Genomic DNA, 16,009 nt, shown 5'->3' with positions numbered 1-16,009 from the left:
GGGATCATAATGCAGAACGGCGCAATGAAGGCCTGGCTGGATTCCTCCTATTTGGCGGGTGCGAATCAGTCCTACATAGAGCAACTCTATGAAGATTTTTTAACCGATCCTGACTCGATCGAACATAGCTGGCGCTCGATCTTCCAGCAATTGCCTACGAGTGGGGTCAAACCGGATCAACTCCATTCCAAAACGCGTGATTATTTCCGCCGTTTGGCGAAAGACGCTTCGCGCTTTACTTCATCTGTCACCGATCCCGATATTGATGCTAAACAGGTCAAGGTATTGCAGCTGATCAATGCGTTCCGCTTCCGTGGACATCAGCGCGCTAATCTGGACCCGATTTTCCTGCGCCCTCAGGAGCCAGTTGCAGAACTGGATCTGGATTACCACAATCTGACGCAGGATGACCTACAGGAATCCTTCAACGTGGGCTCTTTTGCCATCGGCAAAGACACCATGAAGCTGGAAGATCTGTATGAAGCACTGAAGCGCACCTATTGCGGTTCTATCGGTGCGGAATACATGCACATCACCAGCACGGAAGAGAAGCGCTGGATCCAGCAGCGTATCGAATCGGTAATGGGGCAACCGTCATTTACGATAGACGAGAAACGCCGTTTCCTGAAAGAGTTAACCGCAGCCGAAGGGCTGGAGCGTTATCTGGGTGCCAAATATCCCGGTGCCAAGCGTTTCTCGCTGGAAGGCGGCGATGCGCTGGTTCCGATGCTGAAAGAACTGATTCGCCATGCTGGCGCGAACGACACCCGTGAAGTGGTCTTGGGGATGGCGCACCGTGGCCGCCTCAACGTGTTGATCAACGTTTTGGGCAAAAAATCTCAGGATCTGTTCGACGAGTTTGCTGGCAAGCATAAAGAACACCTGGGTACGGGGGACGTGAAATATCACCAGGGCTTCTCGTCGGAATTCGAGACCGCTGGCGGCCTGGTGCATTTGGCGCTGGCGTTCAACCCCTCGCATCTTGAAATCGTCAGCCCGGTTGTAACGGGATCGGTTCGTGCGCGTCTTGACCGCCTTAGTAGCCAGAGTGGCCCACGTGTTCTGCCAATCACCATTCACGGCGATGCAGCAGTCAGTGGTCAGGGTGTGGTTCAGGAACTGTTGAATATGTCGACGGTGCGTGGCTACGAAGTTGGCGGCACACTGCGTATTGTTATCAACAACCGTATCGGCTTCACTACGTCTAACCCGCTGGATATTCGTTCCACCGAATACTGTACCGATATCGGTAAAATGGTGCAGGCACCGATTTTCCACGTTAACGCAGACGATCCTGAAGCGGTGGCGTTTGTTACACGCCTGGCGCTGGATTTCCGCAATGCCTTTAAGCGCGATGTATTTATCGATCTGATTTGTTACCGCCGCCATGGTCATAACGAAGCGGATGAGCCAAGTGCAACGCAGCCGATGATGTACCAGAAGATCAAAAAACATCCTACGCCACGTAAGGTTTATGCCGACCGTCTGGAGCAGGAAAAATCCATCACGCTGGAAGATGCCACTGAAATGGTCAACCTGTACCGCGATGCGCTGGATGCGGGTGAATGTGTGGTGGAAGAATGGCGTGAAATGGACATGCAGTCCTTTACCTGGACGCCGTATCTGAACCATGAATGGGATGAGCCTTATCCGCACGCAACAGAAATGAAACGCTTACAGGAACTGGCGAAGCGTATCAGTGAAGTGCCGGAAGGGATTGACGTTCATCCTCGCGTTGCCAAAGTTTATGCTGACCGTGCCGAAATGGCCGCTGGCAACAAGCCGTTTGACTGGGGAGGAGCGGAAACGCTGGCTTACGCGACGCTGGTTGATGAGGGCATTCCGATTCGCCTGTCCGGTGAGGATAGCGGCCGCGGTACGTTCTTCCATCGCCATGCTGTCGTGCATAACCAGAAAAACGGTTCCAGCTACACGCCGCTGAATCATGTGCATAACGGGCAGGGCGCGTTTAACGTCTGGGATTCTGTATTGTCCGAAGAGGCGATTCTGGCGTTCGAATATGGTTATGCGACCGCAGAACCGCGCACGCTGACCATCTGGGAAGCGCAGTTTGGTGACTTCGCCAATGGTGCGCAGGTGGTTATCGACCAGTTCATCAGCTCCGGCGAGCAGAAGTGGGGCCGGATGTGTGGTCTGGTTATGCTACTGCCGCACGGTTACGAAGGACAGGGCCCAGAGCACTCGTCTGCGAGACTGGAACGTTATCTGCAATTGTGCGCTGAGCAAAATATGCAGGTTTGTATTCCTTCAACGCCGGCACAGGTATATCACATGCTTCGCCGTCAGGCGCTGCGTGGAATGCGCCGTCCGCTGGTGGTCATGTCACCAAAATCCCTGTTGCGCCATCCGCTGGCGATCTCTTCACTGGAAGAACTGGCGAACGGTTCCTTCCAGCCTGCGATTGGCGAAATAGAAGAATTAGATCCGGCAGCCGTGAAGCGTGTCGTGCTTTGTTCCGGTAAGGTCTACTATGATTTGCTGGAGCAGCGCCGCAAGAACGAGCAGAAAGATGTCGCGATCGTCCGTATCGAACAGCTTTACCCGTTCCCGCATCAGGCAGTACAAGCGGCACTGGAATCTTTTGCCCATGTTCACGATTTCGTGTGGTGTCAGGAAGAGCCGCTGAATCAGGGAGCCTGGTATTGCAGTCAGCACCATTTCCGTGAAGTGATTCCGTTTGGGGCTTCTTTACGTTACGCAGGACGCCCGGCTTCTGCATCACCCGCCGTTGGCTATATGTCCGTACACCAGAAACAACAGCAAGATCTGGTCGATGACGCGCTGAACGTTGATTAAATAAAAGGATAGATAATGAGTAGCGTAGATATTCTTGTGCCCGACCTGCCTGAATCCGTCGCTGACGCCACTGTTGCTACCTGGCATAAAAAACCAGGCGATAGCGTTCAGCGCGATGAAGTACTGGTTGAAATTGAAACTGACAAAGTTGTACTGGAAGTGCCTGCTTCTGAAGCTGGCATTCTGGATGCTGTGCTGGAAGAAGAGGGCGCAACGGTAACGTCTCGCCAACTGCTGGGTCGTATTCGTCGTGGCGACAGCTCTGGTAAAGAAACCAGTGAGAAGTCACAGAGTAAAGAATCAACACCGGCACAGCGCCATACGGCTGGACTGGAAGAAGAGAGCAGCGATGCGCTCAGCCCGGCGATCCGTCGCCTGATTGCCGAGCACGATCTTGATGCTTCTGCTATCAAAGGCAGTGGTGTAGGTGGTCGGATTACTCGTGAAGACGTGGATAAGCATTTGGCTGCCCAGAAGAAAGAACCAGGTAAAGTCGCGAAGTCTGAGGCTCCAGCGGCTTCTCCGGTGCCTGCTTTGGGTGCGCGCAGTGAAAAACGCGTACCGATGACGCGCCTGCGTAAACGTGTTGCAGAGCGTCTGCTGGAAGCGAAAAACAGCACGGCCATGTTGACGACGTTCAACGAAATCAACATGCAGCCCATTATGGATCTGCGCAAGCAATACGGCGAAGCGTTTGAGAAACGTCATGGTGTGCGTCTGGGCTTTATGTCCTTCTACATCAAAGCCGTGGTTGAAGCGCTGAAGCGTTACCCTGAAGTAAATGCCTCTATTGATGGCGAAGATGTGGTTTACCACAACTATTTCGATGTCAGCATTGCGGTTTCTACTCCGCGCGGTCTGGTTACGCCAGTACTGCGTGATGTGGATGCGCTGGGCATGGCCGACATTGAGAAACGTATCAAAGATCTGGCCGTGAAAGGTCGTGACGGCAAACTGACGGTTGAAGAGTTGCTGGGTGGTAACTTCACGATTACCAACGGCGGCGTCTTTGGTTCTCTGATGTCTACCCCGATCATCAACCCACCGCAGAGCGCGATTCTGGGTATGCACGCCATTAAAGATCGCCCAATGGCGGTGGATGGTCAGGTCGTTATTCTGCCGATGATGTATCTGGCGCTGTCTTACGATCACCGTTTGGTTGACGGCCGTGAATCCGTTGGCTTCCTGGTGACGGTGAAAGAGATGCTGGAAGATCCAGCGCGTCTGCTGTTAGACGTGTAGTCCGACAGGTAGACTTTCGGGCGGTAACCCTGACGGTTTCCGCCCGAAATACACAGATTATGTGCTATGCAGGCCGCTTCTTCTCAGCGGCGTTATCCAAATATATCAGAGAGTTATTGGCGTTTTTCTCTACCGAAAGAGTCGGTGATGAAAAACCGCCTGCCGACTTATCTCCAAACCTAAATGGATAGAACATCATGAATTTACACGAGTATCAGGCAAAACAACTCTTTGCTCGATATGGTTTACCGGCACCGACCGGTTATGCCTGCACCACACCGCGTGAAGCGGAAGAAGCCGCGTCTAAAATTGGTGCGGGTCCGTGGGTCGTAAAATGTCAGGTTCACGCAGGCGGTCGCGGTAAAGCGGGCGGCGTTAAAGTCGTCAGTAACAAAGAAGATATCCGCGCCTTTGCTGAAAACTGGTTGGGTAAAAAACTCGTTACTTATCAAACTGACGCGCAAGGTCAGCCGGTTCATCAGATCCTGGTTGAAGCTGCAACGGATATCGACAAAGAGCTTTATTTGGGCGCGGTTGTTGACCGTGGCACGCGTCGCGTGGTGTTCATGGCGTCCACCGAAGGTGGCGTAGAAATTGAAAAAGTGGCGGAAGAAACGCCGGAGCTGATTCATAAAGCGGCGATCGATCCGCTGGTTGGCCCACAGCCTTACCAAGGTCGTGAATTGGCCTTCAAACTGGGCCTGAGCGGTAAGCAAGTGGCTCAATTCACCAAAATCTTCATGGGTCTGGCGACGCTGTTCCTGGAGCGCGATCTGGCACTGGTAGAAATCAACCCGCTGGTTATCACTAAGCAGGGCGATTTGGTGTGTCTGGATGGCAAATTGGGCGCGGACGGCAATGCGTTGTTCCGTCAGCCTGAGCTGCGTGAAATGCGTGACCCAAGTCAGGAAGATTCCCGTGAAGCGCATGCAGCACAGTGGGAACTGAACTATGTTGCGCTGGACGGTAACATTGGCTGTATGGTGAACGGCGCCGGTCTGGCCATGGGCACCATGGACATCGTGAAGCTGCACGGCGGTGCTCCTGCAAACTTCCTTGATGTTGGCGGCGGTGCGACGAAAGAACGCGTTACTGAAGCGTTCAAAATTATCCTGTCTGACGACAAGGTAAAAGCTGTCTTTGTTAACATCTTTGGTGGCATTGTGCGTTGCGACCTGATCGCTGACGGCATCATTGGCGCAGTGGCCGAAGTGGGTGTTAACGTACCGGTTGTGGTACGTCTGGAAGGAAACAATGCGGAGCTGGGTGCCAAGAAACTGGCGGATAGCGGCCTGAATATTATCGCCGCGACCAGCCTGACGGGTGCCGCTCAGCAAGTTGTTGCAGCAGTGGAGGGTAAATAATGTCCATTCTGATTAATAAAAATACCAAAGTTATCTGTCAGGGTTTTACCGGTAGTCAGGGGACATTTCACTCTGAGCAAGCACTTACTTACGGTACGCAAATGGTTGGTGGTGTGACGCCAGGTAAAGGCGGCACGGAGCATCTGGGGCTGCCCGTATTTAATACAGTGCGTGAAGCGGTAGAAGCAACGGGCGCAACGGCATCTGTTATCTACGTCCCCGCTCCGTTCTGTAAAGACTCCATTCTGGAAGCGATTGACGCCGGTATCGAGCTGATTATCTGTATCACCGAAGGTATCCCAACGCTGGATATGCTGACGGTGAAAGTGAAACTCGATCAGAGCGGCGTGCGGATGATCGGCCCGAACTGCCCTGGTGTAATCACGCCGGGCGAATGTAAAATCGGTATTATGCCGGGCCATATTCACCTGCCGGGTAAAGTGGGTATCGTTTCTCGTTCAGGAACGCTGACGTATGAAGCGGTGAAGCAAACCACCGATGCCGGGCTGGGTCAGTCCAGTTGTGTCGGTATCGGCGGTGACCCGATTCCAGGCTCTAACTTCATCGATATTCTAAAGCTGTTTGAACAGGATCCGCAGACCGAAGCCATCGTGATGATCGGTGAAATCGGCGGTACGGCGGAAGAAGAAGCGGCAGCGTATATTAAAGAACACGTGACTAAGCCGGTTGTCGGCTACATCGCAGGTGTGACAGCGCCGAAAGGTAAGCGCATGGGCCATGCCGGTGCCATCATCGCGGGTGGTAAAGGTACCGCTGACGATAAGTTCGCGGCGTTAGAAGCCGCGGGTGTTAAAACTGTTCGCAGCCTGGCGGATATTGGTGATGCAGTAAAAGCGATATTAGCGCGTTAATCGATTATCCGATTAAACACTCTAGCCACCTTCGTGAACTGCACCCTAAAAGTTGGACACCAACGAGTAGGGGTCAGTTCATTCCGGGTGGCTTTTTTATGCATAGGATGATGAAATTCAATAGGATTAAATATTGTTATATGTTCGCAACAAATTTCAAACAATAAATAAACGAAAGAATACGCAATAAATCAAATCATACAGAATAAAAAATGCGTTTCATTGTATGTGAATGAGCCAATCTTAAAGTAAAAAATATATTGCTGGATTAATTTCAATTAAACCAAAAAGTCACATTGCATTAACAATGAGTGCAATAAAGAAATTAATGCAACGCACTAATCACGAGAAAAGCGTTAAATTGTTTTAGATCAAAAAACGCCTCTGGATATAATTTATGAAATAGGCTTAAATTGCGCGAGGTCAATTGTCGCCTTTCAAGTCTTTTAATTGAAAAGTTGATTTGAAGCCAAAAACCTAGTCTAGGTCACGTAAAAACCTATTTATTGTAGGGGATTACAGGCGTAATATACGGCTACCTCCCTATGGGGTACGCTACTTGTAATACTTGTGATTTATCTTGAGCTTGCTGTCGGGGTGTGACTGCCCTGGTGAACGGTATTTATAGCGTTTGTTACAGCCTGTGTTAAAGCAATTCTTGTTGTGTTCTTTTGGGTGTAATGGCCGGATGTTTGGCGGCTTGTCAGCGTTTGCAAGCTAATCCCTTCCTGCGAGGAGCAAGGAGTCAAAATGTTTGATGTAGTCGAACTGTCACGTTTACAGTTTGCCTTAACTGCAATGTACCATTTTCTATTCGTACCATTAACGCTGGGGATGGCGTTTTTGCTGGCGATTATGGAAACGGTATATGTGCTGTCCGGCAAACAAATCTATAAAGATATGACTAAATTCTGGGGCAAGTTATTCGCTATTAACTTCGCTCTGGGGGTCGCTACCGGATTGACCATGGAGTTTCAATTCGGGACCAACTGGTCATATTTCTCCCACTACGTCGGGGATATTTTCGGCGCGCCGTTGGCGATTGAAGGCCTGATGGCATTCTTCCTGGAATCGACCTTTGTTGGCTTGTTCTTCTTCGGCTGGGACCGTTTAGGAAAAGTGCAGCATATGGCCGTTACCTGGCTGGTCGCGCTGGGCTCTAACTTCTCCGCACTGTGGATTCTGGTTGCCAATGGCTGGATGCAGAACCCCATCGCATCGGATTTCAATTTCGAAACCATGCGTATGGAAATGGTGAGCTTCGCCGATCTGGTGCTGAACCCGGTTGCTCAGGTGAAATTCGTTCACACGGTGGCTGCGGGCTACTGTACGGGCGCGATGTTCATTCTGGGTATCAGTTCTTACTATCTGCTGAAAGGCCGTGACGTTGCGTTTGCCAAGCGTTCATTCGCTATTGCAGCAAGTTTTGGTTTGGCTGCGGTACTGTCTGTTATCGTGCTGGGTGATGAATCCGGTTATGAAATGGGCGATGTGCAGAAAACCAAACTGGCAGCGATTGAAGCCGAATGGGAAACTCAGCCCGCTCCGGCATCCTTCACGCTGATCGGTATTCCAAACCAGGATACGATGGAAAACAACTATGCCATCAAGATCCCTTATGTTCTGGGCCTGATCGCTACCCGTTCAACGGATAAGCAGGTTACTGGTCTGAAAGAGCTGATGGAAATGCACGAAGTGCGTATCCGTAACGGTATGAAAGCCTATCAGCTGTTGGAAGAACTGCGTGCAGGCAATACCGATCCGGCAGTAAAAGAAGCGTTCAACCAGTCTAAGCAGGATCTGGGTTATGGCATGCTGCTGAAACGCTATACGCCGAAAGTCTCTGATGCGACTGAAGCGCAAATCCAGCAGGCGACCAAAGATTCTATTCCACGTGTTGCACCGCTGTATTTCTCTTTCCGTATCATGGTTGCATGTGGCGTACTGATGCTGTTGATTATCGGTCTGTCTTTCTGGACGGTTCTGCGTGGCAAAATTGGCCAGAAAAAATGGCTGCATCGTGCTGCGCTCTACGGTATTCCGCTGCCGTGGATTGCTGTTGAAGCAGGTTGGTTTGTGGCTGAATACGGCCGTCAACCTTGGGCCATCGGTGAAATTCTGCCAACGGCTGTCGCCACGTCATCACTGACAGCAGGGGATATTCTGTTCTCTATGGCGCTGATTTGTGGTCTGTATACGCTATTCCTGGTTGCAGAAATGTATCTGATGTTCAAATACGCACGCCTGGGCCCAAGTAGCCTGAGAACGGGGCGCTACCACTTTGAACAACCTATAGCGGCTGCGCAGGAAGCACGGTAAACAGGAGTCCACTATGTTTGAATATGAAGTCTTGCGTTTTATCTGGTGGCTGTTGATCGGTATTTTGCTGATTGGCTTCGCTATCACTGATGGTTTTGACATGGGCGTGGGCATTCTGGTGCGTCTGATGGGGCGTGGCGATACCGAACGTCGTGTCATGATTAACAGTATTGCACCGCACTGGGACGGTAATCAGGTATGGCTAATTACCGCCGGTGGTGCACTGTTTGCTGCCTGGCCGATGGTCTACGCTGCCGCGTTCTCCGGCTTTTACGTGGCGATGATTCTGGTGTTGGCATCACTGTTCTTCCGTCCTGTCGGCTTCGATTATCGCTCGAAAATTGAGGATCCGCGGTGGCGTGGCATGTGGGACTGGGGCATTTTCATCGGTAGCTTTGTTCCGCCGGTGGTGATCGGTGTGGCGTTTGGCAACCTGTTACAAGGTGTGCCGTTCCATGTCGATGAATATCTGCGTCTGTACTACACCGGAAACTTCTTCCAACTGCTGAATCCGTTTGGTTTATTGGCTGGCGTGGTTAGCCTGACCATGATCCTGACTCAGGGCGCCACTTACCTGATGATGCGGACCACGGGCGATCTGCACGTGCGTTCCAAATCTGCTGCGCAGATCTCTGCGTTGGTGATGATGGTAACGTTTGCTCTGGCTGGTGTGTGGGTCGTTTACGGTATTGATGGTTATGTGGTGACGTCTGCGATTAACACTGCGGCTGAATCTAATCCGTTGCATAAAGAAGTCGCTCATCAGGCAGGAGCCTGGTTGATCAACTTCAATAATTACCCTGTACTGTGGGCGATTCCTGCTCTGGGCGTTGTACTGCCTGTGCTGACTACAGTGATGGCGCGCGCAGAGAAAGGGGCATGGGCATTCCTGTTCTCTTCTCTGACTATCGCCTGTGTGATTTTGACTGCTGGGGTTGCCATGTTCCCATTCATCATGCCGTCAATCACCGTGCCTAACGCGAGTCTGACAATGTGGGATGCCACGTCGAGCCTGCTTACCCTGAAAGTCATGACGGTGGTTGCGATTATTTTTGTTCCTATCGTGCTGTCTTATACCGCATGGTGTTACTACAAGATGTTCGGTCGCATTACCAAAGAGCAGATTGAGCAAAACACTCACTCTATGTACTAAGTAAGGAGCTTAATTTATGTGGTATTTTGCCTGGATACTCGGAACGCTTCTTGCTTGCTCACTGGGGATTGTTACGGCCCTGGCGCTTGAGCAGAGTGAGGCAAGCAAAGCGGCTGAAGAAGATAAGCAATGAATGATCGGGTCGATAAACTCTATCGCCTGATGGATAAGAGCCCGATAAGGGCTCTTTCCCTTATCATGGCGTTGCTGCTGGCGGGCTGTGTATTCTGGGATCCGACGCGCTTTGCGGCGCGAACCAGTGAACTCGCGGTTTGGCAGGGGCTGCTACTGATTTGGGCCGTTTGTGCTGGCGTTGTTCACGGCGTGGGTTTTCGTCCGCATCGCCAGCTCTGGCGTGCGTTTTTCGCACCATTTCCTGCCTTTGTGATCCTGTGCGCAGGATTGTACTATTTCTTCGGTTAAAATAGTCTCCTATTCCATTTAGTTATGGGTTGCTTGCAGCCCATAATTATTTTCTTTCCGCTGTCACAATCCATTCCAAACCTCATTTCTCTTGCGTATAGTAGCGAGGTTTAATGCATTACCGGGATGTAGAGTGAGTAATTCGTTGTTTCGCTGGCCAGTTCGAGTCTACTTTGAAGACACTGATGCAGGTGGCGTTGTCTACCATGCACGCTATGTTGCCTTTTATGAAAGGGCAAGAACTGAGGCGTTGCGTGAGCGCAACTTTCACCAGCAAGCCTTGCTAAGTGAGCATGTCGCGTTTGCTGTTCGTCGGATGACGGTGGAGTATCTTGCTCCTGCGCGCCTCGACGACATGCTGGAAGTGCAAAGTGAGATTATCTCACTACGTGGTGCTTCGCTAACTTTTGCACAACGTATTCTCAATGCTCATGGCACCCTGCTAAGCCATGCTGAAGTTTTGATCGCATGCATCGATCCACATCAAATGAAGCCAATTGCGCTTCCTAAGTCTATTGTCGCGGAGTTCAAGCAGTGACTGACATGAACGTTTTTGATTTGTTCCTGAAGGCAAGCCTTCTGGTCAAACTAATCATGCTGATTTTAATCTGTTTTTCTATCGCTTCCTGGGCGATCATTATTCAACGTACCCGCATTCTGAATTCGGCGACGCGTGAGGCTGAGGCGTTCGAGGACAAATTTTGGTCGGGCATTGAACTGTCGCGTCTCTACCAGGAAAGCCAAGGCCGTCGAGACAGCCTGACGGGCACTGAACAAATCTTCCATTCAGGTTTCAAAGAATTTGCACGGCTGCATCGTGCTAACAGCCATGCGCCGGAAGCGGTGGTGGAAGGGGCGTCCCGCGCCATGCGTATTTCAATGAATCGTGAATTGGAAACGCTGGAAACGCACATTCCTTTCCTGGGCACTGTTGGTTCTATCAGTCCGTATATCGGTCTGTTCGGTACCGTTTGGGGGATTATGCATGCTTTCATCGCGCTGGGTGCCGTGAAGCAGGCAACCTTACAGATGGTTGCCCCTGGTATTGCCGAAGCGTTGATTGCAACGGCAATTGGCCTGTTTGCGGCAATTCCTGCAGTCATGGCGTACAACCGTCTTAACCTGCGGGTGAGCAAACTGGAGCAGAACTACGACAACTTTATGGAAGAGTTCATCGCTATCCTGCACCGTCAGGCGTTCTCCAGCGACAACAGTAAGTAATCAGGGGGGATCATGGCACGAGTACGCAGAGGCCGTCGTGAACTGAAATCCGAGATCAACATTGTTCCGTTACTGGACGTGCTGTTGGTGCTGTTGCTGATTTTTATGGCGACAGCCCCCATTATTACGCAGAGCGTTGAGGTGGACCTGCCGGATGCGACCGACTCAAAAACGGTCTCCAGCAATGATAATCCGCCCGTGATCGTAGAGGTTTCAGGCATAGGACAATATAGTCTGGTTGTTGAACAAAATCGTATGGAACAACTTCCAGCAGAACAAGTGGTTGCTGAAGCGCAATCACGGCTGTCAACCAATCCCAAGACGGTCTTTTTGATTGGTGGCGCGAAGGATGTTCCTTATGATGAGATCATTAAAGCGTTGAATTTGTTGCATCAGGCTGGCGTAAAATCCGTTGGTTTGATGACTCAACCCATTTAAATGAGCGCATCACGGTAATGATCGTTAAGCCTATTTCTGGCAACACTGTTTTTGGGAATCGCTTGTGCTAAAGGCAAACGAACAAAACGATAAGCTGAAACGCGCCGTTATTATCTCGGCTGTTTTGCACATCATACTGATTGCTTTGCTGCTCTGGAGTTCGTCGACGCAAACGATGGATGCCAGCGGGGGCGGCGGAGGCTCGTCAATTGATGCCGTCATGGTCGATCCGAGCGCAGTGGTGGAGCAATATAACCGCCAACAGCAGCAGCAAACTGATGCGAAACGTTCTGAACAGCAGCGTCAAAAGCAGGCTGAACGGCAGGCCGAAGAGCTTCAGCAGAAGCAAGCCGCTGAACAGCAGCGGCTGAAAGAGCTGGAAAAAGAACGTCTGCAAGCGCAGGAAGAGGCGAAAAAGCAGGCTCAGGAGCAGGCAGAACAGCGTAAGCAGGCTGAAGCTGCGGCTCAGCAGGCAAAAGAACAGCAGAAGCAAGCCGAAGCGGCGGCGGCTAAAGCGAAGGCTGAAGCTGAACAGCAGGCGAAAGCGGCGGCAGACGCTAAGAAGAAAGCGGAAGACGAAGCGAAGAAGCAGGCTGCCGCTGCCGCTGCTGCTAAGAAGCAGGCGGAAGAAGAAGCGAAGGAAAAAGCGGCTGAGGCGGCTAAGCAGAAGGCGGCAGAAACTGCTAAAGCAGAAGCAGCAAAGGCAGCCGCAGAGGCTGAACAAGCTAAGCAGAAAGCTGCCGCTGAGGCAGCAAAACAAAAAGCTGAGGCTGAAGCAACGAAAAAGGCAGAAGCAGCCGCAGCGGCTAAGAAAGCGGCTGATGATAAAAAGAAAGCGGCAGCAGAAGCGGCTAAGCAGGAAAGCGCCGTTGATGATTTGCTGGGTGGATTGGCTTCATCGAAAAATGCGCCGAAATCCGGCGGTGGCGCGCCTGCGGGCGCAGGCAACAATAAGAAGAGCGGTGCATCAGGCGCAGCGCTGGATAGCTATGGCGGCCAGGTGCGTTCAGCCATTCAAAGCAAGTTTTATGACTGGCAGCTCTACAAAGGACGTACCTGTACATTACGGATTAAGCTGGCGCCAGATGGTCTGCTGATTGATGTCACTGCTGAAGGCGGCGATCCGGCATTATGTCAGGCGGCTATTGCGGCTGCCAAACAGGCTAGAATACCGAAGCCACCGAGCACAGAGGTTTATGAGGCTTTCAAAAACGCGCCGATAGACTTTAAACCGCAGTAACCGGGCTGTTTACCCAATAGATTTAAGATTATTACGATGGTAAATAAACCAGGTTATGTTGTTTTGTTGACATTGGTTTGTTTTTGTTAAAATTCTGCTAATTTATCGTAGACTTCGCGTCTGGATAAGGGAGATGAGATGAAGCAAGTACTGAAAGTTGCATTAAGCTTTTTAATGCTGTGGGCAGCGGCGCTGCACGCGGAAGTACGCATAGAGATTACCCAAGGGGTAGACTCTGCGCGTCCTATCGGTGTGGTTCCGTTCAAATGGGCGGGGCCGGGCGCTGCGCCTGAAGACGTAGGCGGCATCGTGGGTGCTGATTTACGCAACAGTGGCAAGTTCAACCCGATCGACGCAAACCGCATGCCACAGCAGCCTGCGACGGCATCTGAGGTCACGCCTGCTGCATGGACGGCGCTGGGTATTGATGCGGTTGTGGTTGGTCAGGTTCAACCGAGTGCCGATGGCAGCTATCTGGTTTCTTACCAGCTCGTCGATACCTCAGGTAACCCAGGTAACGTTCTGGCTCAGAATCAGTTCAAAGTCACTAAGCAATGGCTGCGCTATGCTGCACATACGGCCAGCGATGAAGTGTTTGAGAAACTGAGCGGTATCAAAGGCGCATTCCGTACCCGTATCGCTTACGTTGTTCAGACCAACGGCGGTCAGTTCCCGTATGAACTGCGCGTTGCGGATTATGACGGATACAACCAATTTGTTGTTCACCGTTCGCCACAGCCGCTGATGTCTCCGGCCTGGTCCGCAGATGGCAGCAAACTGGCCTATGTCACGTTTGAAAGTGGTCGTTCTGCGCTGGTTATCCAGACGCTGGCAAATGGCGCGATCCGCCAGGTTGCTTCTTTCCCACGTCATAACGGTGCGCCTTCTTTCTCTCCAGATGGTAGTAAACTGGCATTCGCGCTCTCCAAGAGCGGTAGCCTGAACCTGTATGTCATGAATCTGGGTTCTGGACAAATCAGCCAGGTGACGGATGGCCGTAGCAATAATACGGAGCCAACGTGGTTCCCTGACAGCCAGACCTTGGCCTATACTTCAGATCAGGCGGGTCGTCCTCAGGTTTATAAAGTTAATGTTAACGGCGGAACACCGCAGCGTTTGACCTGGGAAGGTGCCCAGAACCAGGATGCTGATGTGAGCGCCGACGGGAAATTTTTGGTAACGGTTGGCTCTAATGGCGGAGCTCAGCATATTTCCAAACTGGATCTGGTAACGGGTGCCGTACAAGTATTAACGGACACGTTCCTGGACGAAACGCCAAGTATCGCACCGAATGGCACGATGGTGATCTACAGCTCCAAACAAGGGTTGGGGTCAGTGCTACAGTTGGTTTCGACAGATGGGCGTTTCAAAGCGCGTCTTCCGGCTACTGATGGACAGGTTAAATTCCCTGCCTGGTCGCCGTATCTATAAGTACAGATATGTACAATAAACTCGTCAAAGGACATAAGAAATGCAATTCAATAAAGTGCTGAAAGGCCTGATGTTGGCTCTGCCGGTACTGGCAGTGGCCGCTTGTAGCTCCAACAAGAATGCGGACAATGACCAATCTTCCATGGGTGCTGGTAACAACGGCATGATGGACGGCGGCAACATGTCTTCTTCTGAGCAAGCTCGTTTGCAGATGCAAGAATTACAGCGCAACAACATCGTTTACTTCGGTCTGGACAAGTACGATGTTAGCTCTGAATTCGCTCAGATGCTGGACGCACACGCTGCATTCCTGCGTAGCAACCCGTCTTACAAAGTGACTATCGAAGGTCACGCGGATGAACGCGGTACGCCAGAATACAACATCGCTCTGGGTGAGCGTCGTGCCAATGCGGTACAAATGTACCTGCAGGGTAAAGGCGTTTCTTCCGATCAGATCTCTATCGTTTCTTACGGTAAAGAGAAACCAGCTGTTCTCGGTCATGACGAAGCGGCCTATGCCAAAAACCGTCGTGCCGTTCTGGTATATTAAGAGAATCGCATGAGCAGTAACTTCAGACGTCACCTGTTGGGTCTGTCGTTACTGGTTGGCGTAGCGGTCCCTTGGGCCGCTACTGCCCAAGCGCCAATCAGTAATGTCGGCTCAGGCTCGGTCGAAGACCGTGTCACTCAATTGGAGCGTATTTCTAACGCCCACAGCCAGCTTTTAACCCAACTTCAGCAGCAACTCTCTGATAATCAGCGCGATATTGACAGCCTTCGTGGGCAGATTCAGGAAAGTCAGTATCAGTTGAATCAGGTTGTTGAACGGCAGAAGCAGATCTATCAGCAGATTGATGGATTAAGTTCGCAATCATCCTCTACACCGACGACAGATGGCATGCCTGCCGCTGCTGCGGGTACTGATACCGGTGCTGCTAACACAGCGGCACCGGTCAGTACGGGTGATGCGAATACGGATTACAATGCTGCAGTCGCGCTCGTGCTGGAGAAAAAACAGTACGATCAGGCTATCAGCGCATTTCAGGCATTCGTCAAGAAGTACCCTGATTCAACCTATCAGCCTAATGCGAACTATTGGCTTGGTCAGTTGAATTACAACAAGGGGAAAAAGGACGATGCGGCGTACTATTTCGCCAACGTTGTTAAAAATTATCCCAAGTCACCAAAAAGTGCCGAGGCCTTGCTGAAGGTCGGGGTGATCATGCAGGAAAAAGGTCAGACTGATAAAGCTAAGGCCGTTTACCAGCAAGTTGTAAAAATGTACCCCAATACAGAAAGTGCAAAGCAGGCACAAAAACGTTTATCTGCGTCATAACCCGTCTTAATTGGCACAAAAATTGCGCACCATGAGCGGTTTTTGTGCCTAAACGTCTTAAGAGTAAGCAATCAAACAGTTTTTTAAGAAAATAGGTTGCGCTGAAAATTTAAATCAGTAATATGTGCCGCCGTTGCCAAGGCAAACAGCAAA

Annotated in this window: 15 protein-coding genes; all 15 read left to right on the top strand. The window is 51.2% G+C overall.

Annotated elements, in window-relative coordinates; genetic code table 11:
• The first annotated feature begins 9 nt into the window (after positions 1 to 9).
• The 15 genes from sucA to cpoB all read left to right on the top strand — a co-directional run bounded on the left by sucA (position 10) and on the right by cpoB (position 15,856).
• The gene (gene sucA / locus O1Q74_RS13835; protein ID WP_271873871.1) at positions 10 to 2,817 is read left to right on the top strand and encodes a 2-oxoglutarate dehydrogenase E1 component; all 2,808 of its coding nucleotides are present in this window, start codon (positions 10 to 12) and stop codon (positions 2,815 to 2,817) included.
• Between the two features lie 15 nt (positions 2,818 to 2,832).
• On the top strand, positions 2,833 to 4,059 hold the full coding sequence (gene odhB / locus O1Q74_RS13830) for a 2-oxoglutarate dehydrogenase complex dihydrolipoyllysine-residue succinyltransferase (protein WP_271873869.1): 1,227 nt from the start codon (positions 2,833 to 2,835) through the stop codon (positions 4,057 to 4,059).
• A gap of 197 nt (positions 4,060 to 4,256) precedes the next feature.
• On the top strand, positions 4,257 to 5,423 hold the full coding sequence (gene sucC / locus O1Q74_RS13825) for an ADP-forming succinate--CoA ligase subunit beta (protein ID WP_040034615.1): 1,167 nt from the start codon (positions 4,257 to 4,259) through the stop codon (positions 5,421 to 5,423).
• The gene (gene sucD / locus O1Q74_RS13820) at positions 5,423 to 6,295 is read left to right on the top strand and encodes a succinate--CoA ligase subunit alpha (RefSeq protein ID WP_271873868.1); all 873 of its coding nucleotides are present in this window, start codon (positions 5,423 to 5,425) and stop codon (positions 6,293 to 6,295) included. The genes sucC and sucD overlap by 1 nt, the downstream gene beginning before the upstream one ends.
• A gap of 750 nt (positions 6,296 to 7,045) precedes the next feature.
• Positions 7,046 to 8,614: a cytochrome ubiquinol oxidase subunit I gene (cydA, locus tag O1Q74_RS13815; RefSeq protein WP_225087362.1), complete on the top strand. Its 1,569-nt coding sequence runs from the start codon at positions 7,046 to 7,048 to the stop codon at positions 8,612 to 8,614.
• Between the two features lie 13 nt (positions 8,615 to 8,627).
• A complete protein-coding gene (gene cydB / locus O1Q74_RS13810; RefSeq protein WP_271873866.1) occupies positions 8,628 to 9,767 on the top strand; it encodes a cytochrome d ubiquinol oxidase subunit II in 1,140 nt (379 codons plus the stop codon).
• A 16-nt stretch (positions 9,768 to 9,783) separates the two neighbouring features.
• Entirely contained in the window at positions 9,784 to 9,900 is a 117-nt protein-coding gene (gene cydX / locus O1Q74_RS13805; RefSeq protein ID WP_271873864.1) for a cytochrome bd-I oxidase subunit CydX, read from the top strand.
• The gene (gene ybgE, locus O1Q74_RS13800; RefSeq protein WP_271873862.1) at positions 9,897 to 10,190 is read left to right on the top strand and encodes a cyd operon protein YbgE; all 294 of its coding nucleotides are present in this window, start codon (positions 9,897 to 9,899) and stop codon (positions 10,188 to 10,190) included. The genes cydX and ybgE overlap by 4 nt, the downstream gene beginning before the upstream one ends.
• Before the next feature lie 133 nt (positions 10,191 to 10,323).
• Positions 10,324 to 10,728 carry a tol-pal system-associated acyl-CoA thioesterase gene (gene ybgC / locus O1Q74_RS13795; protein WP_039348462.1) on the top strand — a complete coding sequence of 135 codons (405 nt, stop codon included), beginning with the start codon at positions 10,324 to 10,326 and terminating at the stop codon, positions 10,726 to 10,728.
• Positions 10,725 to 11,411 (top strand): Tol-Pal system protein TolQ, encoded by a 687-nt coding sequence (gene tolQ / locus O1Q74_RS13790; protein WP_225087365.1) that lies wholly within the window; start codon positions 10,725 to 10,727, stop codon positions 11,409 to 11,411. Before ybgC ends, tolQ begins: the two co-directional genes overlap by 4 nt.
• A gap of 12 nt (positions 11,412 to 11,423) precedes the next feature.
• Positions 11,424 to 11,849 (top strand): colicin uptake protein TolR, encoded by a 426-nt coding sequence (gene tolR / locus O1Q74_RS13785; protein WP_010285025.1) that lies wholly within the window; start codon positions 11,424 to 11,426, stop codon positions 11,847 to 11,849.
• 64 nt (positions 11,850 to 11,913) lie between these two features.
• The gene (gene tolA / locus O1Q74_RS13780; protein WP_271873857.1) at positions 11,914 to 13,089 is read left to right on the top strand and encodes a cell envelope integrity protein TolA; all 1,176 of its coding nucleotides are present in this window, start codon (positions 11,914 to 11,916) and stop codon (positions 13,087 to 13,089) included.
• Positions 13,090 to 13,227: 138 nt separating this feature from the next.
• The gene (gene tolB, locus O1Q74_RS13775; protein ID WP_271873855.1) at positions 13,228 to 14,520 is read left to right on the top strand and encodes a Tol-Pal system beta propeller repeat protein TolB; all 1,293 of its coding nucleotides are present in this window, start codon (positions 13,228 to 13,230) and stop codon (positions 14,518 to 14,520) included.
• A 40-nt stretch (positions 14,521 to 14,560) separates the two neighbouring features.
• Positions 14,561 to 15,070, top strand: coding sequence for a peptidoglycan-associated lipoprotein Pal (pal, locus tag O1Q74_RS13770; protein ID WP_010299226.1), 510 nt, complete (start codon positions 14,561 to 14,563; stop codon positions 15,068 to 15,070).
• Positions 15,071 to 15,079: 9 nt separating this feature from the next.
• Positions 15,080 to 15,856 carry a cell division protein CpoB gene (gene cpoB, locus O1Q74_RS13765; protein ID WP_271873848.1) on the top strand — a complete coding sequence of 259 codons (777 nt, stop codon included), beginning with the start codon at positions 15,080 to 15,082 and terminating at the stop codon, positions 15,854 to 15,856.
• Positions 15,857 to 16,009 lie beyond the last annotated feature (153 nt).

It is taken from the genome of Pectobacterium sp. A5351 (assembly GCF_028335745.1).
Classification (GTDB): Bacteria; Pseudomonadota; Gammaproteobacteria; order Enterobacterales; family Enterobacteriaceae; genus Pectobacterium.
Note: the sequence above shows the minus strand (reverse complement) of the source record. Positions and strands in the feature narration are given on the sequence as shown.

Excerpts from the sequence above, each read along its gene's own strand:
- sucA (WP_271873871.1), top strand. The coding sequence starts at position 10 with ATGCAGAACGGCGCAATGAAGGCCTGGCTGGATTCCTCCTATTTGGCG.
- odhB (WP_271873869.1), top strand. The coding sequence starts at position 2,833 with ATGAGTAGCGTAGATATTCTTGTGCCCGACCTGCCTGAATCCGTCGCT.
- sucC (WP_040034615.1), top strand. The coding sequence starts at position 4,257 with ATGAATTTACACGAGTATCAGGCAAAACAACTCTTTGCTCGATATGGT.
- sucD (WP_271873868.1), top strand. The coding sequence starts at position 5,423 with ATGTCCATTCTGATTAATAAAAATACCAAAGTTATCTGTCAGGGTTTT.
- cydA (WP_225087362.1), top strand. The coding sequence starts at position 7,046 with ATGTTTGATGTAGTCGAACTGTCACGTTTACAGTTTGCCTTAACTGCA.
- cydB (WP_271873866.1), top strand. The coding sequence starts at position 8,628 with ATGTTTGAATATGAAGTCTTGCGTTTTATCTGGTGGCTGTTGATCGGT.
- cydX (WP_271873864.1), top strand. The coding sequence starts at position 9,784 with ATGTGGTATTTTGCCTGGATACTCGGAACGCTTCTTGCTTGCTCACTG.
- ybgE (WP_271873862.1), top strand. The coding sequence starts at position 9,897 with ATGAATGATCGGGTCGATAAACTCTATCGCCTGATGGATAAGAGCCCG.
- tolR (WP_010285025.1), top strand. The coding sequence starts at position 11,424 with ATGGCACGAGTACGCAGAGGCCGTCGTGAACTGAAATCCGAGATCAAC.
- tolB (WP_271873855.1), top strand. The coding sequence starts at position 13,228 with ATGAAGCAAGTACTGAAAGTTGCATTAAGCTTTTTAATGCTGTGGGCA.
- pal (WP_010299226.1), top strand. The coding sequence starts at position 14,561 with ATGCAATTCAATAAAGTGCTGAAAGGCCTGATGTTGGCTCTGCCGGTA.
- cpoB (WP_271873848.1), top strand. The coding sequence starts at position 15,080 with ATGAGCAGTAACTTCAGACGTCACCTGTTGGGTCTGTCGTTACTGGTT.